The sequence below is a fragment of the Pseudomonas sp. MF06569 genome, assembly GCF_059862735.1.
Genome location: NZ_JCBCUZ010000014.1, coordinates 95,069 through 118,739 on the forward strand (window position 1 = coordinate 95,069; position 23,671 = coordinate 118,739).

The 23,671-nt window shown below is 58.3% G+C and carries 21 protein-coding genes; 14 read left to right on the forward strand and 7 right to left on the reverse strand.

Annotation, left to right across the window (positions count from 1 at the left end):
* The first annotated feature begins 75 nt into the window (after positions 1-75).
* The gene (locus AC19YQ_RS14740) at positions 76-1,392 is read left to right on the forward strand and encodes a bifunctional DedA family/phosphatase PAP2 family protein (protein ID WP_500595395.1); all 1,317 of its coding nucleotides are present in this window, start codon (positions 76-78) and stop codon (positions 1,390-1,392) included.
* Positions 1,393-1,423: 31 nt separating this feature from the next.
* Here AC19YQ_RS14740 and AC19YQ_RS14745 read toward each other — a convergent pair whose 3' ends face one another.
* From AC19YQ_RS14745 to AC19YQ_RS14755, 3 genes are read right to left on the reverse strand one after another with little or no spacing between them, the layout of a single operon-like run.
* Complete coding sequence (locus tag AC19YQ_RS14745) at positions 1,424-2,017, reverse strand: LON peptidase substrate-binding domain-containing protein (RefSeq protein WP_339476390.1); 594 nt, start codon at positions 2,015-2,017, stop codon at positions 1,424-1,426.
* A 10-nt stretch (positions 2,018-2,027) separates the two neighbouring features.
* Entirely contained in the window at positions 2,028-2,744 is a 717-nt protein-coding gene (locus AC19YQ_RS14750) for an LrgB family protein (protein ID WP_133077028.1), read from the reverse strand.
* Positions 2,741-3,103, reverse strand: coding sequence for a CidA/LrgA family protein (locus AC19YQ_RS14755; protein WP_500595397.1), 363 nt, complete (start codon positions 3,101-3,103; stop codon positions 2,741-2,743). The genes AC19YQ_RS14750 and AC19YQ_RS14755 overlap by 4 nt, the downstream gene beginning before the upstream one ends.
* A gap of 166 nt (positions 3,104-3,269) precedes the next feature.
* On the opposite strand from AC19YQ_RS14755, the gene AC19YQ_RS14760 reads away from it, so the two are divergent.
* Both AC19YQ_RS14760 and AC19YQ_RS14765 read left to right on the forward strand, forming a co-directional pair.
* Positions 3,270-4,952 carry a C13 family peptidase gene (locus tag AC19YQ_RS14760; RefSeq protein WP_133077030.1) on the forward strand — a complete coding sequence of 561 codons (1,683 nt, stop codon included), beginning with the start codon at positions 3,270-3,272 and terminating at the stop codon, positions 4,950-4,952.
* A 49-nt stretch (positions 4,953-5,001) separates the two neighbouring features.
* Positions 5,002-5,643, forward strand: coding sequence for an oxidoreductase (locus AC19YQ_RS14765; RefSeq protein ID WP_133077031.1), 642 nt, complete (start codon positions 5,002-5,004; stop codon positions 5,641-5,643).
* Between the two features lie 15 nt (positions 5,644-5,658).
* On the opposite strand, the gene AC19YQ_RS14770 is transcribed toward AC19YQ_RS14765, so the two are convergent.
* From AC19YQ_RS14770 to AC19YQ_RS14785, 4 genes are all read right to left on the reverse strand, one after another.
* Positions 5,659-5,946: a YceK/YidQ family lipoprotein gene (locus AC19YQ_RS14770; RefSeq protein ID WP_133077032.1), complete on the reverse strand. Its 288-nt coding sequence runs from the start codon at positions 5,944-5,946 to the stop codon at positions 5,659-5,661.
* The gene (gene ubiX, locus AC19YQ_RS14775; RefSeq protein ID WP_133077033.1) at positions 5,939-6,568 is read right to left on the reverse strand and encodes a flavin prenyltransferase UbiX; all 630 of its coding nucleotides are present in this window, start codon (positions 6,566-6,568) and stop codon (positions 5,939-5,941) included. The genes AC19YQ_RS14770 and ubiX overlap by 8 nt, the downstream gene beginning before the upstream one ends.
* A complete protein-coding gene (gene mpl / locus AC19YQ_RS14780) occupies positions 6,565-7,914 on the reverse strand; it encodes a UDP-N-acetylmuramate:L-alanyl-gamma-D-glutamyl-meso-diaminopimelate ligase (protein ID WP_500595398.1) in 1,350 nt (449 codons plus the stop codon). The genes ubiX and mpl overlap by 4 nt, the downstream gene beginning before the upstream one ends.
* Before the next feature lie 147 nt (positions 7,915-8,061).
* Entirely contained in the window at positions 8,062-9,948 is a 1,887-nt protein-coding gene (locus AC19YQ_RS14785; RefSeq protein ID WP_500595399.1) for a sigma-54-dependent Fis family transcriptional regulator, read from the reverse strand.
* 346 nt (positions 9,949-10,294) lie between these two features.
* Between AC19YQ_RS14785 and exaC the strand changes: the two genes are divergently transcribed.
* The 11 genes from exaC (at position 10,295) to AC19YQ_RS14840 (ending at position 23,316) form a co-directional block, all read left to right on the forward strand.
* The gene (gene exaC / locus AC19YQ_RS14790) at positions 10,295-11,815 is read left to right on the forward strand and encodes an acetaldehyde dehydrogenase ExaC (RefSeq protein WP_133077036.1); all 1,521 of its coding nucleotides are present in this window, start codon (positions 10,295-10,297) and stop codon (positions 11,813-11,815) included.
* Between the two features lie 187 nt (positions 11,816-12,002).
* Entirely contained in the window at positions 12,003-13,448 is a 1,446-nt protein-coding gene (gene eat, locus AC19YQ_RS14795; protein ID WP_219262629.1) for an ethanolamine permease, read from the forward strand.
* Positions 13,449-13,500: 52 nt separating this feature from the next.
* The gene (locus tag AC19YQ_RS14800; RefSeq protein ID WP_133077038.1) at positions 13,501-14,901 is read left to right on the forward strand and encodes an ethanolamine ammonia-lyase subunit EutB; all 1,401 of its coding nucleotides are present in this window, start codon (positions 13,501-13,503) and stop codon (positions 14,899-14,901) included.
* Between the two features lie 2 nt (positions 14,902-14,903).
* Positions 14,904-15,713, forward strand: a complete 810-nt coding sequence (eutC, locus tag AC19YQ_RS14805; protein ID WP_500595400.1) for an ethanolamine ammonia-lyase subunit EutC — start codon at positions 14,904-14,906, stop codon at positions 15,711-15,713.
* Positions 15,714-16,023: 310 nt separating this feature from the next.
* Positions 16,024-16,677, forward strand: coding sequence for a DedA family protein (locus AC19YQ_RS14810; protein WP_133077040.1), 654 nt, complete (start codon positions 16,024-16,026; stop codon positions 16,675-16,677).
* A gap of 16 nt (positions 16,678-16,693) precedes the next feature.
* On the forward strand, positions 16,694-17,506 hold the full coding sequence (locus AC19YQ_RS14815) for a M90 family metallopeptidase (RefSeq protein WP_133077041.1): 813 nt from the start codon (positions 16,694-16,696) through the stop codon (positions 17,504-17,506).
* Between the two features lie 101 nt (positions 17,507-17,607).
* On the forward strand, positions 17,608-18,135 hold the full coding sequence (gene ppa, locus AC19YQ_RS14820; protein ID WP_016779241.1) for an inorganic diphosphatase: 528 nt from the start codon (positions 17,608-17,610) through the stop codon (positions 18,133-18,135).
* 207 nt (positions 18,136-18,342) lie between these two features.
* The gene (locus AC19YQ_RS14825; protein WP_339476371.1) at positions 18,343-19,080 is read left to right on the forward strand and encodes a LexA family transcriptional regulator; all 738 of its coding nucleotides are present in this window, start codon (positions 18,343-18,345) and stop codon (positions 19,078-19,080) included.
* Positions 19,081-19,872: 792 nt separating this feature from the next.
* Entirely contained in the window at positions 19,873-21,516 is a 1,644-nt protein-coding gene (locus AC19YQ_RS14830; RefSeq protein ID WP_463909553.1) for a hypothetical protein, read from the forward strand.
* Positions 21,516-22,247, forward strand: coding sequence for an OmpA family protein (locus AC19YQ_RS14835; protein ID WP_084537115.1), 732 nt, complete (start codon positions 21,516-21,518; stop codon positions 22,245-22,247). The genes AC19YQ_RS14830 and AC19YQ_RS14835 overlap by 1 nt, the downstream gene beginning before the upstream one ends.
* Positions 22,231-23,316, forward strand: coding sequence for a hypothetical protein (locus AC19YQ_RS14840; RefSeq protein ID WP_463909551.1), 1,086 nt, complete (start codon positions 22,231-22,233; stop codon positions 23,314-23,316). Before AC19YQ_RS14835 ends, AC19YQ_RS14840 begins: the two co-directional genes overlap by 17 nt.
* Positions 23,317-23,671 lie beyond the last annotated feature (355 nt).

The following is a 23,671-nucleotide window of genomic DNA, read 5'->3' on the forward strand; positions in this document are numbered from 1 at the left end:
TCACACACTGACCCGAGCCCGCTTCAAGACTGCTGCTCCCACAAGAAACCTGAAAGCGAATAAGGAAATTGAAACATGGGCCCGTGGCTCGATAGCGTAACCGGCTGGCTGACAGCCAACCCGCAGTGGCTGGGCCTTGCGGTGTTTATTGTGGCGTGCGTGGAGTGCCTGGCGATTGCCGGGATCATCGTCCCAGGCACCGTACTGTTGTTCGCCATTGCCGTGATGGCTGGCAGCGGCGCCCTGTCACTGGGCCAAACGTTGCTGTTGGGATTTCTCGGCGGGCTACTGGGAGACGCGGTGTCTTACGCCTTGGGCAGACGCTTCCACCAGAACATTCGACGCTTGCCACTCTTGCGCACCCACCCTGAGTGGATGAACGGTGCCGAGAGCTATTTCCATCGCTATGGCATTGTCAGCCTGTTGATTGGTCGTTTTATCGGCCCATTGCGCCCCATGTTGCCGATGGTGGCCGGGATGTGCGACATGCCGCTGCCTCGATTCATCGGCGTCAGCCTGCTGGCGGGTGCAGGCTGGGCGGTTGCGTATCTGCTGCCAGGCTGGGCAACCGGCGCAGCCATTCGCTTGCCGCTGCCCGAGGGCTTTTGGCCTCAGGCAGCCATCGTTGCTGTGGGGCTGGTTGCCCTGCTGGGTCTGAGCATCAATGCCAGCATCCGCCGCCAACCCAGGGCCACACTCCTGATCGGTGCATTAAGCCTGACCCTGCTGCTGGCCGTTTTCATTGGCTACCCGCACATGACCGCTTTCGACCAGGGCATCACTGCGCTGGTACAAGAGCACCGCAGCAGCTCCATGGACACCGCGGCGGTACTGGTGACGCAAATCGGCAACTTCCGCACGCAGTTTTTAGCGGCGGCGCTGGTGTGCGTCATTCTGCTGTTTGCAAGGCAATGGCGGGCGATGTGGTTCTTTGGCGGGGTCACGCTGTTTACGGCCTTGGCCAATACGGCGACCAAACACTTTTTCGCCCGGGTGCGCCCCGAAGTACTGGTCGACCCGTTGACCAGCTACAGCATGCCCAGCGGCCACAGTTCGGGAGCATTTGCGTTTTTTGTAGCCCTGGCGATTCTGGCCGGACGCAATCAGCCCCAGCGCATGCGCGTCACCTGGGTACTACTGGGGTGCTTGCTGGCAATTACCGTGGCGATGTCGCGGGTGTACCTGGGGGCTCACTGGCCAACCGATATCACCGCAGGCGCCCTGCTCGCCATCACCGTCAACGCACTTGCCCTGGCGTTGAGTCAGCGATTCATGCCGCTTGAGCCCGTGCCTCAGAAAATCTGGTGGCTGATCTTGCCATCGGTGACTGCGCTCTACGGCTTTTTCATGCTGGCCCATCTGTCCAAAGAGCTGCTGCGCTACGCCTATTGAACCGAGCACGGCATGACGCCCGCGAGGTGCTCTATAAATTGAACGCCTCGCCCTGGATCTCATCGAGCAACACTTGAATCCCGTCCAGACGCTGCTGCGGGTCATCGACCTGCAGCAGTTCGATCTTGTCCGCTTCGGCAAAAGGCAACAGGTACGCCAGTTGATTGGCCAATGACTGCTGCCCGGCCACTTCGGTATTCATGTTCAAGGCGGCGACCATCGGATGCTCGGCCAGCGCCTTGAGCAAGGCCAGCAGATCCTGATCCTCGTCCTGAAGCGGTTGCTCGGGGATCTCGCTCAGCCACTCAACCTGTGCCACCAGCAACTGGTCGCGCTGCAACTCAGTGCTCAGCACCTCAAAGCGACGCCCGCCTTCGACCCGAATCCCCAGCAGCCCATTGTCCTGCTGCTGAAAGTCGCGGATCAGCGCTTCGCAGCCGATCCCGGCGATGTCCTGGGGCGCATCACCGACTTCTCGCCCCTCAAGGATGCACACCACGCCAAAGCCTGTGCCCTGCTTCATGCAGCGGGCAATCATGTCCAGATAGCGCGCCTCAAAAATCTGCAAATCCAGTACACACCCCGGAAACAGCACCGTCTTCAAAGGAAACAGCGGCAACGTCATACACTCACCCTTACACCACGAGGGTCACGGCCAACGGCAAGAAGACTGCCGTGGCAACGCCCATCAGACTCATCGCCAACGCCGCAAAAGCGCCGCATTCTTCACTCTCCTGCAACGCCACCGACGTGCCGACGGCATGCGCCGTCATGCCCAGCGCCATGCCACGGGCCTCCGGGCTATGAACCCCCAAAAGCTGTAGCAGGGCCGGCCCGCAAATTGCGCCTATCACCCCTGTAATCAATACAAACACTGCTGCCAGCGCGGCGACACCGCCAATCTGTTCAGCCACCAGCATGGCAATCGGCGAGGTGACCGATTTGGGCGCAAGGGTCATCAGCATCATGTGTTCGGCCCCGAACCACCAGGCCAGCCCCACCACCAGCCCGGTGGCGAACACACCGCCAATCATCAGCGTAGTAAAAATGGGCCAGAACAATTGACGAATTCGCCGCAGGTTCAAGTACAACGGCACCGCCAGCGCCACCGTCGCAGGCCCCAGCAAGATACTCAGGATGTCCGTGCTTTTGCGGTACTCGGCATAGCTCAAGCCGCAACTGAGCAATACACCGATCACCAGCAGCATCGACGCCAGTACGGGCTGCAGAAAGAGCCAGCGGGTTTTTTCGTAGGCGGCAAGTACCAGCTGATAGGCACCCAGGGTGATGCCAATGCCAAACAGTGGATGGTGGATGACTGACTCCCAGGCGCCTTGCCATTGAACACTCATGGCCGCTCCTCAGGGTGGCTGTGACGCTTGAGCAGGCGCTGCATCAGCACTCCCACAAACCCCATCGAGATCAACAGCGACAGCACCAGCGCACCGACGATGGCCCAAAAGTCAGCGGCAATATCGGCGGCATACACCATGACGCCCACCGCGGGCGGCACCAGCAACAAGGGTAGATAACGCAACAGACTGCTGGCCGCCTGGCTCAATGGCTCGCCGACCTGACCCCGCACCATCAAAAAGCCCAGCAACAGCACAAGCCCAATAATGGGACCGGGCAACGCAGGGACGAACAAGTGATTGAGCGCAGTGCCCAGCAATTGAAACAGCACCAGCCAAGTCAAGCCGCGTAACAACATCTCACCTCTCCAGCGATTTTTTTTGTGCCGCATTATAAGCACGTCCCGCCGACCAACGGCCCTGGCTTGCACCCTGGCATGCAATAACTGTCGATGTTTCATCCGGGCCTATAGACAGTCCCCATTGCTACGGCATACTCGGTGGCTTAATTATCCGGATCCCGTTATGCGCCCATTTGCCCCCCTTGCTTTGACCCTGCTGCTGACGGCCTGCGGTGACGGTGAATCACTGTTACCGCCAGACGCACGCCTGCCCGATGGCGGGCGTTATCGTGGCGAAGTGGTCAACGGGTTGTTGCAAGGCCAGGGCCGCATCGACTACCCGAACGGCAGTTGGTACGCAGGGGATTTCAAAAATGGCCTGTGGCAAGGCCAGGGCGAATGGCACGCCAGCAATGGCGATGTGTATCGCGGCGGCTTTGAACAAGGACTGTTTAGCGGCCAAGGTAGCCTGACTGCTCACGACAGCACCTATGTAGGCGGGTTCAAGCAGGGCCGGCGCGAGGGTGAAGGCACTCGCAAAGAGGCAGGCTTGAGCTATCGCGGCGAGTTCAAGGATGACCAGTTCTCCGGCAACGGCCAGCTCGAACTGGAAGACGGCAGCCAGTACAAAGGCCAGTTTGCCCACGGCAAGCCCCACGGCGAAGGGATGCGCAGCGATGCCAGCGGCAATGAATTTACCGGTCAGTTCGTCAATGGCGAGCTGGAAGGCAACGGCGTGTTCAACAGCGCAGACGGCGACCAGTACGAAGGCGCGTTCAAGCACAACCAGCTGAACGGCAAAGGCCGCTATGAAAATGCCGACGGTGACGTCTGGGTCGGGGAGTTCAAGGACGGTGCACTGACCGGCAAGGGCGAACTGATCGGCATCGATGGCAGCCATTACCGCGGCATGTTCAACGAATGGCGCTTCAACGGCCCCGGCCATTTGAGCCTGCCCGATGCCAGCAGCTATGTGGGTGAGTTTGCCGCAGACACCTATCAGGGCCAGGGCACCCTGACCCTGGCCGATGGCACGGTGCAAAGCGGTTTCTGGCTTAACGGCCAGCGGGTACGCGATGCCAATGGCAAGGTCTTGCCCGATCCGCTGGAGCTGGGGCTACTCAACCAGGGCACACTGCTCAACGAGGCACTGGCAGGCATCGCACCCTCAACACCGGCCATTGAGCTGTACAGCCTGGTGCTGGCAGGGGACGGCAAACAGAGCGTGTTCAAGCGCGAAGCCGATTACGTCAACGACATGCTCGCCAGCCGCTTTGGCAGCCGTGGCCAGATCACGCTGGTGAACCACCGCGATCACCTGCTCGATCGCCCCATGGCCACCCGCGAGAACCTGCACCGCGCAGCCCTTACCCTGGCCGAACGGACCGGACCGGAAGACCTGATCTTTATTTACCTGACCAGCCACGGCACCCAGGAACACGAACTGGTACTGGATCAGCCCCGTCTGGAGCTGGCAGACCTGCCCGCCGACGACCTCGCGGCGGCACTGGCCCCACTGAAAAACCGCGACAAGATCATCGTGATTTCATCCTGCTATTCAGGCGGCTTTATCCCCGCACTCAAGGATGAAAAGACCCTGATCATGACCGCATCCAAGGCTGATCGCGTGTCCTTCGGCTGCTCGGAAGAAGCCGACTTCACTTACTTCGGCAATGCCTTGTTTGCCCAGGCTCTGAACCAGACAGACGATTTGCAAAAAGCCTTCAAACTGGCCAAAGGCTATGTCGCCGAGCGCGAGGTGGCTGATGGCTACGAACCTTCTGAACCGCAGATCTGGGCGCCAAAAGGCGTTCTGAACCACTGGCAACGCTTGCGTCAGCAACAAGCAAAACAGGCTTTGCAGTAAGCAAATAACCCTGGAATGGCTACGCTGGTTGTATCAAGGGAGAAACACTATGCACTTGACGCCTTCACATATTCTGCTCGCAGGAGCCACCGGCCTTACGGGTGAGCTGTTGCTCGACCGCCTGCTTAATGAACCGACCATCACCCGAGTGCTTGCCCCTTCGCGCAAGCCTCTGGCAGCGCATCCGCACCTGGAAAACCCGGTAGGGGATCCAGCCGTATTCCTGCCCCAACTGAGTGGGCGGGTCGATGTGGCCTTCTGCTGCCTGGGTACCACCATCAAACAGGCTGGCTCGGAAGCGGCATTCCGCGCAGTCGACCATGACATGGTGGTGGCTTTCGCCAAACGGGCACGGGAAATGGGCGCACGGCACCTGATTGTGATCAGTGCCATTGGCGCCGACCCCAAATCTTCGGTGTTCTATAACCGGGTCAAAGGCGAGATGGAGCAATCGCTGCGCGCCCAGAACTGGCCGCAACTGACCATCGCACGCCCTTCGCTGTTACTTGGCGACCGCGTTGAACCGCGACTGGCCGAGCAGATCGCGGGGCCACTATCCAAACTGATTCCGGGCAAGTACCACGGCATCGAAGCGTGCCAACTGGCCCGGGCCCTTTGGCGCCTGGCGCTGGAAGAGCAGGACGGCATACGGGTGATTGAGTCCGATGAACTGCGCAAGCTGGGCAAATAGCCCGCAACCCGTTCGCTACAAACCGCCGCTGGCCTGAAACCCGACACCCAGCACGGTCAGCACTGACAACGGCAACACCACCGTGTCGAGCAACGCACTGGCGGGCAGGTCCAGCCCGGGATATCGCGGAGCATCGGCGCCAAAGCGATCCTTGGCGCAACACCCTCCCTGCAACGCATACAGGTCAAGCCGGGTGCCCGAATAGACAATCGGAGCACCCGGCTTGGCTGCGTTAAGCGTACGTACGCTGGCGCAACCACACACCAGAGCAGCCACCAGCAAGGCCAGCAGCGCCTTATTCATCGCCGCCCACATGGTGTTCACCCCAACGCGGGAGCATGTCCTGGGGGATATTGAGCAGGTTGAGAATGCGCGCCACCACAAAATCCACCAGATCATCGATGGTCTGTGGCTGATGATAAAAGCCGGGGGACGCTGGCATGATCACCGCGCCCATATTGGACAGCTTGAGCATGTTCTCCAGATGGATGCTGGAGTACGGCGCTTCACGGGGCACCAGAATCAACTGGCGGCGCTCCTTGAGGGTCACATCGGCCGCCCGCTCCACCAGATTATTGCAGGCGCCAGTGGCAATCGCCGACAGCGTGCCGGTCGAACAGGGCACCACCACCATCGCTGCCGGAGCACCCGACCCCGAAGCCACCGGCGACATCCAGTCTTCCTTGCCGTACACCCGAATCTGGCCGGCAGCAGCCCCGGTGTATTCAGTCAGGAACGCCTGCATCGCCTGCGGTTTGGCCGGCAGGCTGACGTCGGTTTCAGTGGCCATCACCAACTGCGCCGCCTTTGAGATCAGGAAGTGCACTTCGCGATCCTCTCGCACCAGGCAGTCGAGCAAGCGCAAGGCGTACTGCATGCCCGATGCGCCGGTGACGGCCAGGGTTATACGCTCCGGGCCGCTCATTGCAGCGCGTCCGCCAGCTTGCCATGCAGGCCGCCGAAGCCACCGTTGCTCATGATCACCACATGGGCGCCCGGCTTAACCTGAGCCTTGACCTCGGCAATGATGGCTTCCAGCGAATCGCACACCTTGGTCGGTACAGGACTCGACGCAACCGTCGCCGCCAGATCCCATCCCAGATTGGCCGGTGCGTACCAGACCACGTGATCGGCCTGCACCACACTTTGCGGCAGACCATCACGGTGGGCACCAAGCTTCATGGAATTGGAGCGCGGCTCAATCACGGCAATCAGCGATGCGTCACCAATGCGCTTGCGCAGGCCGTCGAGGGTGGTCGCAATCGCGGTCGGGTGGTGGGCAAAGTCGTCGTAGATGGTAATGCCGTTAACTTCTGCGACTTTTTCCATACGGCGTTTCACGCTTTTGAAGGCACTCAAGCCATCAATTGCCAGGCTCGGTACAACACCCACATGGCGTGCAGCAGCCAAGGTCGCCAAGGCATTGGCCACGTTGTGCTGGCCGGTCATGTCCCAGTCGACGGTGCCCTGCAGGACGCCGTCAAACAGCACCTCAAAACGCGAACCATCGTCACTGAGCAGGCGAGCTTGCCATTGGCCGCCCTCGCCCGTGGTTTGCACCGGCGTCCAGCAACCTATCTCGATCACACGCTGCAAGGCAGGCTCTGTGGTCGGATGGATCACCAGCCCTTCACTCGGAATGGTGCGCACCAAATGATGGAATTGACGCTCAATGGCCGGCAAGTCCGGGAAGATGTCGGCATGATCGAACTCAAGATTGTTGAGGATCGCCGTGCGCGGGCGGTAGTGAACGAATTTCGAACGCTTGTCGAAAAACGCGCTGTCATATTCGTCGGCTTCCACCACAAAGAACGGGGTGTCACCCAAACGGGCCGACACAGCAAAGTTTTGCGGCACGCCACCAATCAGGAACCCCGGCGCCATGCCCGCGTGCTCCAGGACCCAGGCCAGCATGCTGCTGGTGGTGGTTTTGCCGTGGGTGCCGGCCACGGCCAACACCCAGCGACCCTGCAGCACATGGTCGGCCAGCCATTGCGGGCCCGAGACATAGGGCAGGCCCTTGTTCAGCACGTACTCCACTGCCGGGTTGCCCCGCGACAGCGCGTTGCCGATCACCACCACATCCGGAGCCGGATCGAGCTGAGACGGGTCATAGCCCTGAGTCAATTCGATACCTTGAGCCTGCAGCTGGGTGCTCATTGGCGGATAGACGTTAGCGTCAGAGCCGGTAACGTGATGGCCCAGTTCTTTGGCCAGAACCGCCAGCGAACCCATGAAAGTGCCGCAAATACCAAGAATATGAATGTGCATAGTCGACCTCGTAAATCATCGGCGAAGGGTAGCGCAGGGGGGTTCTTTTCGCACCTGATGATTCATGTGGGAGCGGGCTTGCTCGCGATGACATCACCGCGGTTTGCCAGGCAGACCGCAGCTCCCACACACGTAAAGTCGCTCAGCTCAGCGTTCAATCCCATGCTTGCGCAGCTTTCTATAAAGGGTATTGCGGCTAACCCCCAATTGCAGCGCCGTATGGGTCATGTGCCAGCGGTGCAGTTCGAGCGCCAGCAACAAGGCCTGCTTTTCGGCATCCTCAAGCGGGTGCTCACAAGGTTCGGGGACCCTGGACGGAGCCAGGCGAATAGTGGCAGGCAAGTCGCCGAACTGGATTACGTCGTCATCACACAAAGCCGCCAGGGTGCGCAGCACATTACGCAATTGGCGCACGTTGCCCGGCCAGGCAAACTCCAGCAGCGCCTCGCGCGCTCCCTGACTGATCCGCAACGGTTGCCCGCCCGCCTCCTCTGCCAGCAAGAAGTCCAGCAACTGCGACTTGTCAGTGCGATCGCGCAACGCAGGCAGGCCGACTTCCAGCCCGTTGAGACGGTAGTACAAGTCCTCGCGAAAACTGCCGTCGGCCACCCGCTCCTGCAAGTTACGGTGAGTCGCGCTGATGATGCGCACGTTGACCTCCAGCGGTTCGCCCCCGATCGGCACCACCTGACGGTCCTCCAGCACTCTTAATAGACGGGTTTGCAGCGCCAGTGGCATATCGCCAATTTCGTCGAGGAACAAGGTGCCGCCATCGGCCTGCTGCAATTTGCCTTGCATGCCTTCCTTGCGGGCCCCGGTGAAGCTGCCGCCGCGATAACCGAACAGCTCGCTCTCGATCAGGCTCTCCGGAATCGATGCGCAATTGAGTGCCACGAAAGGCTGGCTGCTGCGCAAACTGGCCTGGTGCACGGCCTTGGCAAAGGCTTCCTTGCCGGAACCGGTTTCGCCGTTGATCAGCAGCGGCACATCCCGCTCAAACACCCGCAGCGCACGGCGAAAATCGACCTGCAAGGCCTCATCCCCCAGACAAATCCCGCTTGGGCGCGCGCGAACGGGTTCAACGTGCACGGCGACCGGGGCAGTCCCTTGTCGCGGCTGCCCGCGCAGGGCCGCAAACAGTCGGCGACCATCGCGGGTGCGCAGCGGCCAACTGGTGCTCGCATGGGCAGTGGCCCGAGAAAAAAGCTCATCACGCTGGCAATCGAAAACACTTTCGACCACGTGCCCAAGCAGCCCCCCACGTACGTGGCCCAACAAGTTCAAGGCACTTTGGTTAACCGCGCAAATAATCCCGTCACCATCAAACGCCAGCATGCCCTCACTGAACAGCCCGACGGACTCTGCCTGCAGGTGAAAGCGCAACAGCCACTGGTTTTCGAAATGCCCCAGAAAGTAGCTGTTCTCGATGATCTTGGCCGACAGGTTGACCAGCGCCATTGTATGAAACTGGCTCTGACGCGAAGCCTCATGCCGTGCCGAAGACACATCCAGCACCGCCAGCAACTCGCCCTGCGGATCAAACACAGGACTGGCCGAGCAGGTCAGCCCGGTGTGCCGACCGCGAAAGTGTTCGTCCTGGTGGATCGTCAGCGCCTGACGCTCCACCAGGCACGTGCCGATACCATTGGTGCCCTCCCGCGCCTCGCTCCAGTCAGCTCCCAGCCACAACCCGGCCTGCTCGAACACCTTGCGCTCGGAAGGTGCGGTGACACAGTTGAGAATCACGCCACGGGCATCGGTCAGCAACACTGCGTGCCCGGCACCGGAAAGCTGCTGATGCAGGCTGTTCATTTCGTGACCGGCAATTTTCAGCACCTGCTGCAACCGCTCTCGGCCTTCGAGAATGCGCCCTTGTTCAAGCACGGTAGGGGCAATGGTCTGCGCGGGATCGAGATGGTAGTCCTCCAGGCAACGTTGCCAGGAGCGAACGATGGACGGGTCACACCCTTGAGGGCGGCCCTGGGTGACATCAATCACTTGCCGTGCGTGACGGCTCAAATCGGTACTGTGCATTTCTTATTGTTCTCCGCTCTGTCTCGGTGGTCTCCCGCTCGACGGAGGCAACTCGCCCTCAGCGACTACAGAGATCCAGTCCAAACCGAACATCCAGCATCCTCTCGCCTGCAGCCCTTTGCAATCACGAACTGACCCGCCGGTCATCGGTTGCGCCAAGAACGGTACATATTGTCACAGCCACTGTGTCACAGCTGTCACAGCGACCCTCCCCCAACCACTGGCTAAAACCTGCAAAGCCCCGGCCTGCAAGGCTTCCACAAATATGGCCCAGCCCTTGCTCCTGCTTCTGCCAGCGCCACAGCGCGTCCTCCCATAAGCACAATAAAGCCAGGAGACACACCCCATGCGTTACGCACAACCCGGTACAGAAGGCTCGATCGTCTCGTTCAAGAGCCGCTACGGTAACTACATCGGCGGCGAATTCGTGGCGCCCGTCAAAGGCCAGTACTTCACTAACACCTCGCCTGTGAACGGCAAAGCCATCGCCGAATTCCCGCGCTCGACCGCAGAAGACATCGACAAAGCCCTCGACGCCGCCCATGCCGCTGCCGATGCATGGGGCGCGACCTCCGTGCAGGCGCGCTCTCTGGTACTGCTGAAAATCGCTGACCGTATCGAACAGAACCTCGAACTGCTGGCCGTGACCGAAACCTGGGACAACGGCAAAGCCGTGCGCGAAACCCTGAACGCCGACGTGCCCCTGGCCGCCGACCACTTCCGTTACTACGCCGGTTGCATCCGCGCCCAGGAAGGCAGTGCCGCCGAAATTGACGGCAATACCGTGGCCTACCACATCCACGAGCCGCTAGGTGTGGTCGGACAGATCATCCCGTGGAACTTCCCGCTGCTGATGGCCGCCTGGAAGCTTGCGCCAGCACTGGCTGCCGGTAACTGCGTGGTGCTCAAACCCGCCGAGCAAACTCCGCTGAGCATCACCGTGCTGATGGAACTGATCGGCGACCTGCTGCCACCGGGCGTGCTCAACGTGGTGCAAGGGTTCGGCAAAGAAGCGGGCGAAGCACTGGCCACCAGCAAGCGCATTGCCAAGATCGCCTTCACCGGCTCTACGCCAGTGGGCTCGCACATCATGAAATGTGCTGCCGAGAACATCATTCCGTCGACCGTTGAGCTGGGCGGCAAATCGCCGAACATCTTCTTCGAAGACATCATGCAGGCAGAGCCAACCTTCATTGAGAAAGCCGCTGAAGGTCTGGTGCTGGCGTTTTTCAACCAAGGGGAAGTCTGCACGTGTCCATCCCGGGCACTGATTCAAGAGTCGATCTACGACGACTTCATGAAAGTGGTGATGAAAAAGGTCGAATCGATCAAGCGTGGCGATCCGCTGGACACGGACACCATGGTCGGCGCCCAGGCGTCCGAACAGCAGTTCGATAAAATCCTCTCCTACCTTGAAATCGCCAAGAAAGAAGGCGCGCAACTGCTGACCGGCGGTGCCGTGGCCAAGCTCGAAGGCGACCTGGCTACCGGCTATTACATCCAGCCGACCCTGCTCAAGGGCACCAACAAAATGCGTGTTTTCCAGGAAGAAATCTTTGGCCCGGTGGTCAGCATCACCACCTTCAAAGACGAAGCCGAAGCACTGGCGATTGCCAACGACACCGAGTTCGGCCTGGGTGCAGGTCTGTGGACCCGCGACATCAACCGCGCCTACCGCATGGGCCGCGCAATCAAGGCCGGTCGTGTGTGGACCAACTGCTATCACCTGTACCCGGCACACGCCGCGTTCGGTGGTTACAAAAAATCCGGCGTTGGCCGTGAGACCCACAAAATGATGCTCGACCACTATCAGCAGACCAAAAACCTGCTGGTGAGCTACGACATCAACCCGCTGGGTTTCTTCTAACCCCCCCAATTCCTGTAGTCGCTGCCGCAGGCTGCGAAGGGTTGCACAGCAACCCGTTATCCGGAGCCTGCGCAGTCCAATCGCAGCCTTCGGCAGCGACTACAAGGGATGTTTCAGCTCCTGTGGCCCAGCTCTTGCTTTGCTCCCTGTCATATTTTCTCAAACTATAAAAGAACAGGTGAACCCCATGCCTAGCGAACCTACTCCCGCTTCGGCGGCATCCTCTGTCGACTTTGAAAAGGTCGGCAGCGAATATTTCCAACAACGAGAACTGAAAAAAGGCGCTGCCGGCTGGGTCCTGCTGGTGGGCCTGGGCGTGGCCTATGTGATTTCCGGCGACTATGCCGGCTGGAACTTTGGTCTGGCCCAAGGCGGCTGGGGCGGGATGTTTATCGCCACATTGCTGATGGCCACCATGTACTTGTGCATGTGCTTTTCGCTGGCTGAACTGTCTTCGATGATCCCCACCGCTGGCGGCGGCTACGGCTTCGCACGCAGCGCCTTCGGGCCTTGGGGCGGGTTTCTGACCGGTACCGCGATCCTGATCGAATACGCCATCGCACCCGCGGCCATTGCCGTGTTTATTGGTGCCTATTGCGAGTCGCTCTTCGGGATTGGCGGCTGGATGATCTATCTGGCGTTCTACATCATCTTTATCGGCATCCACATTTTCGGGGTCGGTGAAGCGCTCAAGCTGATGTTTATCATCACTGCCGTGGCCGCCATTGCCCTGGGGGTATTTCTGGTCGCGATGGTGCCGCACTTCAGTGTCGCCAACCTGCTGGATATCCCGGTCACCGAAGCCAAGGGCGCCAGTCCCTTCCTGCCGTTCGGTTATGTCGGCGTCTGGGCGGCGATTCCTTACGCGATCTGGTTTTTCCTCGCGGTCGAAGGCGTGCCGCTGGCTGCTGAAGAAACCAAAAACCCCAAGCGTGACCTGCCTCGCGGCCTGATCGGCGCCATGCTGGTGCTGGCCACCTTCGCCCTGCTAATCCTGGTGATCGGTCCGGGTGGCGCGGGCGCGAACAGCTTGATGGCCTCGGGCAACCCGCTGGTTGAGGCACTGAGCAAGGCGTATGGCGGCTCCACATGGATGGGTGGCTTTGTGAACCTGGTGGGTCTGGCCGGTTTGATCGCCAGCTTCTTCTCGATCATTTACGCCTACTCGCGCCAGATCTTCGCCTTGTCCCGCGCAGGCTACTTGCCGCGCAAACTGTCCGAAACCAACAAGAGCAAGGCCCCGGTACTGGCCTTGATCATTCCCGGCATTATCGGTTTTGGCCTGTCGCTGACCGGTCAGGGCGACTTGCTGATTCTGGTGGCGGTGTTTGGTGCAACGATTTCTTACGTGCTGATGATGGCCGCGCACATCACCCTGCGCATTCGTCGCCCCAAAATGGAGCGTCCGTATCGTACGCCGGGCGGTATTTTCACTTCAGGCATCGCTTTGGTGCTCGCCTGCGTCGCGGTCGTCGCCGGTTTCCTGGTAGACCCTCGGGTGGTGATTGGCGCTGCGGTGATCTATGGAGTATTAATTGCCTACTTCGCGTTCTATAGCCGACACCACTTGGTGGCCGGTACGCCGGAAGAGGAATTCGCGGCTATTCAACAGGCTGAAAAAGCCCTGCACTAACCGCTGAGAAATCCGCCAGGCGCACTGCGCCTGGCGTCATGGAGCACCCTGAATGGCAACTTTCTCTCATGCGGTTGGCACCCAGACCTACCGTTTCGACAGCCTCAAAGACGTAATGGCCAAAGCCAGTCCGGCACGTTCCGGAGATTTTCTGGCAGGCGTGGCCGCACTCAACGACGGCGAACGCGTCGCCGCACAAATGGCGCTGGCTGATATCCCGCTCGCGTATTTCCTGCAAGAAGTGCTGATCCCTTACGAGTCCGACGAAGTCACCCGGCTGATTATCGACAGCCATGACCTGCAAGCCTTCTCTGCAGTGAGTCATCTGACCGTGGGCGGCTTTCGCGACTGGCTGCTCAGCGACGCGGCCGATGAACACAGCCTGCGTGCCCTGGCACCGGGCCTGACGCCCGAGATGGCCGCTGCCGTATCGAAGATCATGCGCGTGCAGGACCTGATCCTGGTGGCCCAAAAGATCCGGGTCGTTACCCGGTTTCGCGGCACCATGGGCCTGCGCGGCCGGCTTTCGACCCGCCTGCAGCCCAACCATCCCACTGACGACCCGGCGGGAATTGCCGCCAGCATTCTTGACGGGCTGCTGTACGGCAACGGCGACGCCATGATCGGCATCAACCCGGCCACCGACAGCATCGCCTCGATCTGCGACTTGCTGAACATGCTCGACGCGATCATCCAGCGCTATGAGATCCCCACCCAGTCTTGCGTGCTGACCCACGTCACCACGTCAATCGAGGCGATCAACCGCGGAGTGCCGCTGGATCTGGTGTTTCAGTCCATTGCAGGCACCGAAGCGGCCAACGCCAGTTTCGGCATCAACCTGAATGTTCTGCAGGAAGGCTATGAAGCGGGTTTAAGCCTCAATCGCGGCACGTTGGGCAACAACTTGATGTATTTCGAAACAGGCCAGGGCAGCGCGCTGTCAGCCAACGCCCATTTCGGCGTGGATCAACAGACCTGCGAGACGCGGGCCTACGCGGTTGCGCGGCATTTCAAGCCGTTTCTGGTCAATACCGTGGTCGGCTTTATCGGCCCCGAGTACCTGTACAACGGCAAGCAGATTATTCGGGCCGGTCTTGAGGACCACTTCTGCGGCAAGCTGCTGGGTGTGCCCATGGGCTGCGACATCTGCTACACCAACCACGCCGAAGCGGATCAGGATGATATGGACAACCTGCTGACGCTGCTGGGCGTGGCCGGGATCAACTTCATCATGGGCATTCCAGGGTCGGACGACATCATGCTCAACTACCAGACCACTTCCTTTCATGATGCGCTGTATGCGCGCAAAACCCTGGGACTCAAGCCTGCACCCGAGTTTGAACAATGGCTGAGCAAGGTCGGAATATTCACTCAGGCTGACGGCCGGATTGAGTTCGGTCATCAATTGCCCCCTGCATTTCGCCAGGCGCTGGCTCACCTGGGAGGACGCTAGACATGGCCAACACCCCGACCGACAGCCCGAACCCGTGGCTGGAACTGCGCCGACTGACCCCGGCGCGGATTGCCCTGGGCCGCACCGGTACCAGCATGCCGACCCATGCCCAGCTCGATTTTCAGTTTGCTCACGCCCAGGCCCGCGATGCGGTCCATTTGCCGTTTGATCACCCAGGCTTGAGCGCGCAGTTGAGCGAGCGCGGCCGCGAAAGCCTGTTGCTGCACAGCGCCGCCATTGACCGCCACAGCTACCTGCAGCGACCGGACCTGGGGCGCAAGCTTAACGACGGTTCCGCACAGCAATTGCGCGACTACGCCCAGGCCAACCCGGGGGGGATCGATGTGGCAGTGGTGGTCGCCGATGGTTTGTCGGCACTGGCCGTTCATCGCCACACCCTGCCGTTTTTGGCGCGCATGGAAGAGCACACGGCGACCGAAGGTTGGTCACTGTCCCCCGTCATTTTGGTGGAGCAAGGCCGTGTGGCCGTGGCCGACGAAATTGGCGAACTGCTGGGGGCACGAATGGTGGTGATGCTGATCGGCGAACGCCCCGGTCTGAGCTCACCCGACAGCCTGGGGCTGTACTTCACCTACGGGCCCAAGATCGGCCTGACCGATGCGTATCGCAACTGCATATCCAATGTACGGCTCGAAGGCTTGAGCTATGGCATGGCCGCTCATCGGCTGGCCTACTTGATGCGCGAAGCCTGCCGTCGGCAATTGTCGGGGGTCAACTTGAAGGATGAGGCACAGGTACAGACCCTGGACGTGGACGCCCCCAGCGAAAATTTCCTGCTAAAGGGCGATTGAAACTCGCTCTGCTTGGCTGTGCTTGGCTGTGCTTGGCTGTGCTTGGCTGTGTAGTCGCTGCCGAGGAACGAAGGCTGCGAGCCTTGAATGCATAGGCCCACAACAGCTCGCAGCCTTCGTTCCTCGGCAGCGACTACAGGGTTTTGAACATCAATACACGCCTCGCTACAAACTCAATCTGCAGAATTCATCTCAATCCGTATAATCCAATTCTTTAAAAAAGTACGAAAAAACTACATTCGTTGTAGTTAACTACGCCTCCCTACCCGCACAGACCTGCAGAGCCGGGTCATCAACACAGGTGCTTTACATGGATTTCAACCCGATCGACATTATCCTGCACCTCGATGTGTACCTCGACATGCTGGTGAACAATTACGGGCCATGGATCTACGCCATCCTGTTTCTGGTGATTTTTTGCGAAACCGGCCTGGTGGTCATGCCGTTCCTGCCGGGTGATTCGCTGCTCTTTATCGCAGGCGCTGTAGCTGCAGGCGGCGGCATGGACCCTGTATTGCTCGGGGGCTTGCTGATGCTGGCTGCGATCCTGGGCGACAGCACCAACTACGTGATCGGACGAACGGCAGGGGAACGCTTGTTCAGTAACCCGGACTCGAAAATTTTCCGTCGCGACTACCTGGAAAAAACCCACGACTTCTACGAACGTCATGGCGGTAAAACCGTGACGATGGCGCGCTTCCTGCCGATTTTCCGTACCTTCGCCCCGTTTGTTGCCGGTGTGGCACGCATGTTCTACCCGCGCTTCTTCATGTTCAGCGTGTTTGGCACCATCTTGTGGGTCGGCGGCCTCGTGACCCTGGGTTACTTCTTCGGCAACGTACCTTTCATCAAGAAAAACCTGTCCCTGCTGGTGGTAGGCATCATCTTGCTTTCGCTGGTACCGATGATTATCGGCGTGATCCGCAGCCGCATGGGCCGCACTCCGGCAAAAGCCAAAGCCTGATCGGGACTCGCCTACCATGTGGTCTCTAACTGAATGGCGGCGCCAGCGGATTCTGGCGCAGCACCCGGTGGCATCCGATGTCTGGCACAGCGTGCGCCAGCGGTTGAGCATTCTCGACGGCCTGGATGACGAGCAGGACAAATGGCTGCGCGACAACAGCGTGCTGTTTCTGAAAGACAAGCACCTGACGCCGATGCCCGGTGTTGAACTGACTGAAGAAGGCCGGCTGCTGCTGGCCGCTCAGGCCCAATTGCCCCTGCTCAACTTGGGCGACCTGGACTGGTATCAGGGGTTTCACGAAATCGTGCTGTACCCCGACGACTTCATCAGCCCCCAGCGCCATCGTGACTCCAGCGGCGTAGAGCATGAATGGGAAGGCCATCACAGCGGTGAAGCCTGGGAACATGGCCCGGTGGTTCTGGCCTGGCCCGGGGTTCTGTCGAGCGGCGGCTGGGAAGGTTACAACCTGGTCATCCACGAACTGGCCCACAAACTGGACATGCTCAACGGCGCCGCAAATGGCATGCCGCCATTGCACAGCAGCATGCACGTCAGCGACTGGACCAAGGCCATGCAACAGGCCTACGACCACCTCAATCACTATCTTGATCACCACAACCCCGATCACGCACCGATCGACCCGTATGCAGCCGAAAACCCGGCGGAGTTCTTTGCGGTCACCAGCGAATACTTTTTCAGCGCGCCAGACCTGTTGAACCATGCTTACCCGCTGGTCTATCAACAACTGAGCCTGTTTTATCGCCAGGACACGCTTGCACGCCTCAAACAGCTGCAAAGCGAACACCCCGAATACCGCGCACAGCACTGATCGCCCAAGGGTGACGTCCTTATAGGAATACGCCTATAATCGCCGCCACTTTTTGGCCAAATCGGCCAACCAAACTGGCCTACTAACGGGGGCACCGCCCAATGAGCTACAGCAAGATTCCGGCTGGCAAAGACCTGCCGAATGACATCTACGTCGCTATCGAGATTCCGGCTAACCACGCGCCGATCAAATATGAAATCGACAAAGACAGCGATTGCCTGTTCGTTGACCGCTTCATGGCTACCCCGATGTTCTACCCGGCCAACTACGGCTTTATCCCGAACACCCTGGCCGACGACGGTGATCCGCTGGACGTGCTGGTTGTTACCCCTTACCCGGTAGCTCCAGGTTCGGTTATCCGTGCTCGCCCGGTTGGCATCCTGCACATGACTGACGACGGCGGCGGCGATGCCAAAGTTGTTGCGGTACCTCACGACAAGCTGTCCCAGCTGTACGTTGACGTGAAAGAGTACACCGACCTGCCACCTCTGCTGATTCAGCAAATCCAGCACTTCTTCGAGAACTACAAAGATCTCGAAAAAGGCAAATGGGTGAAGATCGAAGGTTGGGGCGATGCTGAAGCCGCCCGTGCCGAAATCACCAAATCGGTTGCTGCCTACAAAGGCTAAGCAACCCGTTAAAAAAACCTCGGCTCGCCGGGGTTTTTTTATGCCCGTATAAACGCAATGCAACAACCCGTTTACGGGATTTAAAATGCCCACTCAAGATTTGTAGGAAATTTCGCCGAAAGACTCGGAAATTTCTTGTTTTTATAGCGCTTTTTTGAACGTTTAGTTTATTTAAACAGCCGAGTCTTGCCCGTAGACTCTGTGTTCATGAATACATCCGGTGATCGCCTGAAAGCCCTCCTGCGGGAGTGCCATTTAACCGCTTCGGACTTCGCAGCCAATCGCCGCGTTACGCCGCAGCACGTCAACAACTGGTTCAAGCGAGGCATCCCGATGGCTCGGCTGGACGAAATCGCCGAGCTGCTGTGCGTCCACAGCCGCTGGTTGCGTACCGGCGAAGGAAACAAGCATCCGGGGCTTGCCGACAGCCACGACGAAATGGCCCCCTTCCAGGCGCCGGAGCAGCACAAGCCTGCTGCCAGCCTCGAAGTTGAAGTGCCTTTCTACAGCGAAGCCCTACACCCGGATGGCTCGGGCAGAACCCGAGTGATGCACATTCCTGGCTGTACCGTGCGATTGAGCTGCTCGGTTCTGGAGGCCATGGACGTCAGCCCCGACCACGCCCTGTGTGTTGCCATGATCGGCAACCACATGGCGCACAAGATCCAGGACGGCTCCACTGTCGCCATCGACCGCAGCCTGACCCACATCGTCGACGGCGAACTATATGCCCTCGAACAGGACGGCATGCTGCGAATCAAATACGTCTACCGCCTGCCCAACAATGGCCTGCGCTTGCGCAGCCACAACCCTCTGGAATCTGCGGACGAAGTGTTCAGCGCCGGCGAAGTTCAGGCGCAGCAGATACGCATATTGGGCTGGGTATTTTGGTGGTCAACGCTCAACCGCCGCCGCCCCCAAGTGCCATACACGCTGGAGGAATAACATTGAGGCAGGCTTTTAGTGGGAAAAGCACCTGAATCCCAGTATGATTCGCCGCACTTGCGCATCCCTCCTCGCTTCAGGCGAGCCGGAATGCAGGGCCAGACCGCAAAAAGCCGTCACGCCCCACACCCAGTCGCAACGCGCTGGATGTCCCGATTGAAGGCGAGTACGGCTTACCAAAAATAAGCCAAACCCGCCCCCGAGAAGCCGGCCACAAGCCGGCTTTTTAATGCGCTAAGTATTTGTAAAATAAGAATTTTTATTCAGAGCTTTACTCAGCCCACACTTCAGCCCATACACCAGTGAGCTTGATTTGGGATGGCAAATGTCTGTCGTCCGTTCCGATGGTGCCTTCCAGCCATAGCAAAACATCCCGTACTAAGTGACCCAAAGGAAAAGGGTGCGTGTTCCATCTCAACCACAGGCCCTGCATCGCTTCCATCATCAAGGCGCTGGTTACCGGTACGAGGTTCGTTGCGTGCCTGGGTCAGCTTTCAATCAGCGCCAACAACTTACGCTTATTTTCGGTAATATTCGTTAACTCAGGACTGAAGGCCAGGAAATGGATATCACCCCCCTCATTGCGCAGGCCCGGGGCACGCGGCCCTTGTTTATCCCGCTGATGCAGCGGATCGGCCTACTAAAATCGCATTCGACTGACCGTACCATTCGCTACACCGCCCCCTTCACGCTCGCCAACCGAGAAGCCGTCTACCGCATAGCCTGGGCTTTTTTCGAGAGCGCGACATCTTCCCCTGGACTTTCTTCCGTGCCTGATTCTGGAGTTTGCAAATGATTAGCCAATACCTTGAGGGTGCCCTGAGATCCGCCTCAGCGGGGACGATGACTGAGTTGTTCATCTGGGTAATGTTGGCAATCTTTGCCATGGCAATCATCCAAGGCAAAACTGGCAAGCACGGCTTTTTTGTCGAGCATGCACCTGCGGTACTGGTATCGCTGGGCATTCTGGGTACCTTTATAGGTATCGTTATCGGTTTGCTGGACTTCAATGCACACGACATCAAGAGCAGCATTGAAGACCTCCTCGATGGTCTGAAAACCGCATTTATCACAAGCCTGGTCGGCATGACGCTATCAATTGTGATTAAGGCTTTGGATGCCTGGTGGTTTGAGCCCGCGCGCGGGAAGGCAGAGCAGCCTGACTCAGTTACACCTGAGCATATCTACGGCGTGATGAGCCGACAGGAAAAGCTGTTAGAGGCGCTTAATCACTCCCTCGCGGGCAGTGAGGAAGGCTCGGTAGCGGGGCAACTGAAGTTATTGCGGTCAGATATGGGCGACTTCCGGAATGGCTTGGATCGTGGACAGCACGAGTTTCAGGACAAGCTTTTTAAACACTTGGTTCTGTTTAGCGAGATGCTGGCGCAATCTGCCACAGAGACGGTGATCAATGCACTTCGACAAGTGATTCAGGACTTCAATAAGCACTTGGTGGAGCAGTTTGGCGACAACTTCAAGGCGCTTAATGAGTCTGTCGGCAAGATGGTCGACTGGCAGGAGCAGTACAAGCAGCATGTAGAAGTGTTGGAGGCACGTATCGAAACGGCTGTCCGTGAACTTGAACGTACTGCTACAGCTAATGAGGCTATCAGCCGTTCGTTGACGACCTCTGAACAATCCATTGGCTCAATTGATAATCACTGCCAGAGCATTCCAACGGCTATCGGCCAGCTAGAGCCAGTACTGCAGGTCAATCAGCATCAAATTCAGGAACTACAACGGCATCTGGATGTGTTCATTGCTATGCGCGATAAAGCCACGAGCGCGGTGCCAGAGCTGCAACAGCATATGGATACTCTCTCTAAGGCGCTCTCAGATGGCATGCAGGGCGTCATATCTACCATGCACGAGGGCTCAATGGAGTTCGGACGCTCGGTTGATCTCACCAATACAGCCTTGACCGAGGCCTCGCATGTGATCAGCAGCCAGACGGAACAGATCAACGAGAATATGAAGGATGCGGCGCAGGAGTTCGGCTCCTCTGTGCGTGGCACCCTAGAAAGCATGCTGAATAATTCGAAGTCACTGGAGCAGCAAATGGGGCTGGCGATCGAGCAGGCGTCTGGCTCATTGACAGAAACATTTAAACAAGCGACCGGTAAGATTCAAGACAGTCTTACATCGACAGTTGATGCCGCGATGAATACGTTGCGCTCAACCGTAGAGGGCAACCTCAGCCAGACTGAATCGCTGATTCAAGGCTCTGCTAACCGCACTATGGGGTCCGTGGAAGCTCAGGTCAGAGAGGCCACCGAGCGGGCGAACGCATCTCTGCAGGCGCAGCTGAATGCTATGGATCAAGCCATCGGGCGTGAGTTAGAGAAAGTCTTCAGGGAAATGGGATCGGCCCTGGCCACTATCTCTCGCCGGATTGCTGATGATCATGCAGAACTGGTTAGCAGGATGCGTTCGTAATGAGCTCTCTGGACAATATGTTCCGCAGTCGGCACTCGAAAAAGGAGGATGCCGAGCACTGGATTGGCATTTCCGATCTGATGTCCGGACTAATGATGATGTTCTTGTTCATCGCTGTTGCCTACATGTACTACGTGCAGGTCGAGCGAGAAAACATCAAGGAGATCGCGGTCGCCTATAAGGACACGCAGGTAGCAATATACAACGACCTGAACAATGAGTTTAGGAGTGACCTCCCACGTTGGAATGCGTCGATAGATCGCAACACTCTGCAAGTGACCTTCAACAATCCCGAGGTACTGTTTCGCTCAGGTTCGCCAGAGCTAAGTACACAGTTCCAAGCAATGCTCTCCGACTTCTTTCCACGTTATGTGGCTGTGCTTTCCCGCTACAGGGGGGCGATTGATGAGATTCGTATCGAAGGGCATACCAGCAGTGATTGGGGAACGCTGCATGGTGATGAAGCTTATTTTCCGAACATGGCGCTGTCACAGGATCGGACGCGCTCGGTGCTGCAGTACGTACTATCGAAGTTGACATCCGGAGCAGATAGGGACTGGGTCCGTTCGAGCTTTGCGGCAGTGGGTTACTCCTCGTCAAGGCGCCTTGTGGATGCAAGTAGCACCGCTGAAGACGCCGCACGCTCCCGACGCGTTAATTTTCGGGTGATCACTAACTCCGAGCTGCAGATCCGCACAATCATTGAGAGACTCGATGGAAATCAACGTTGATTTTTCCGGGCTATGGGCTCAGGTCAAACGGCTAAATGCGGAGACCGTTGATTTCGATTGGACGGCGGCCGCACAGCTTGACCCTATCGATATCGCGCTGTTGGAGGGGCGCGAGGTTCAGCTCGACGATTTGAATGTCATTAACGGGCTGCTGAGTGTCGATGGGCGTCAGGTGTTGCTGTACATCCCTGACCAATTCTCCCCAGTGGACGTAGTGCAGCTGTCTCCAGATAAAGGTAAGCGTTTCCATGTGGCGGACTGCAAAACGCTGAACGACATGCGCAGCAAAGGACGCTTTGAACGCTACGTGGTTACTAATAATTTGAGCGGGATTTTCCCGATTAGTGGCAAGAGCAGCCGTGGTGTTCGTGAGGAACTGGATTCTCGTCTGCTTGTATGTAAAAACTGCCTAGAAAAGCTCAATTACCAGAATTACTGCCATGAGGGCACACGCTCGACTATCTGGAATGGGTTTGAGATTGGCAAATTCTTTGAAACTTACAGTACGAGCTTTCGCCACCTACCGCGCAGCTTGACGCAGCGTGCTCTCGGGAATGATTACACCAAGGACTGGGCTGAAATTTCTGCGGATGTGAGGCGGCGTTGTGGATTCACTTGCGAGGCATGTGCTGTGAGCCTCACAGAGCATCGTCATTTACTGCACGTTCACCACGTCAACGGCGTAAAACAGGACAACAGCACGGTAAACCTTCGCCCCCTCTGTGCTGACTGTCACCGTAAACAGCCGCTGCACGATCACATGTTTATCTCGACTCAAAACATGCAGATACTTAATCGTTTGCGTCGTGAGCAGAGCATCGTTGCTGACGACTGGAAGCAGGCTCTGGCACTAGCCGATCTTGCAGTGCATGGCGGGCTTATGCACGGTCGACACAAAGGTTTTGGGGTTCCTGTGATTGGTTACGAAGTCATGAATGCCCAGGAACTGGTGGTCACAGAGGTTGCGGCTGCGTGGCCCGAGCAGCGTATAGCTATGTATGTTGCCGACGGCCCTGCCATTGAGGGCTGGGCTGTACTAAATCCGGTTGAGTTTATTGATAAATATTGAACTGTTGCCGTGATGGTTGAATTTCTTGTTGTGGTGTGCACATGGCAACGGAAAGAAATTCATAATGGCGGCGGTTGCAGACTCTGAGTGCAACACGGTTACCTTGGCTAAGGATGGATTGATCAATTTAGAGCGTCCATTTCCGCTGAGCAGAAGCACCTCCCAAACCTCGCGAGCCTATGGCCCCCCCTTAATTCTGACCTTCCGCAGCGTTTGCATTCCCATAGGTGTAGTGGTCAACTCATCCCGGACACGGTTTTGAGTTTTTCTTCCGTTTTCGCTGGGGCCAATCCATCGTTAAATTGATGAGGTCGGATCCAGTTGTAGTGATGCATCAGGTACTGGCTAATATCTC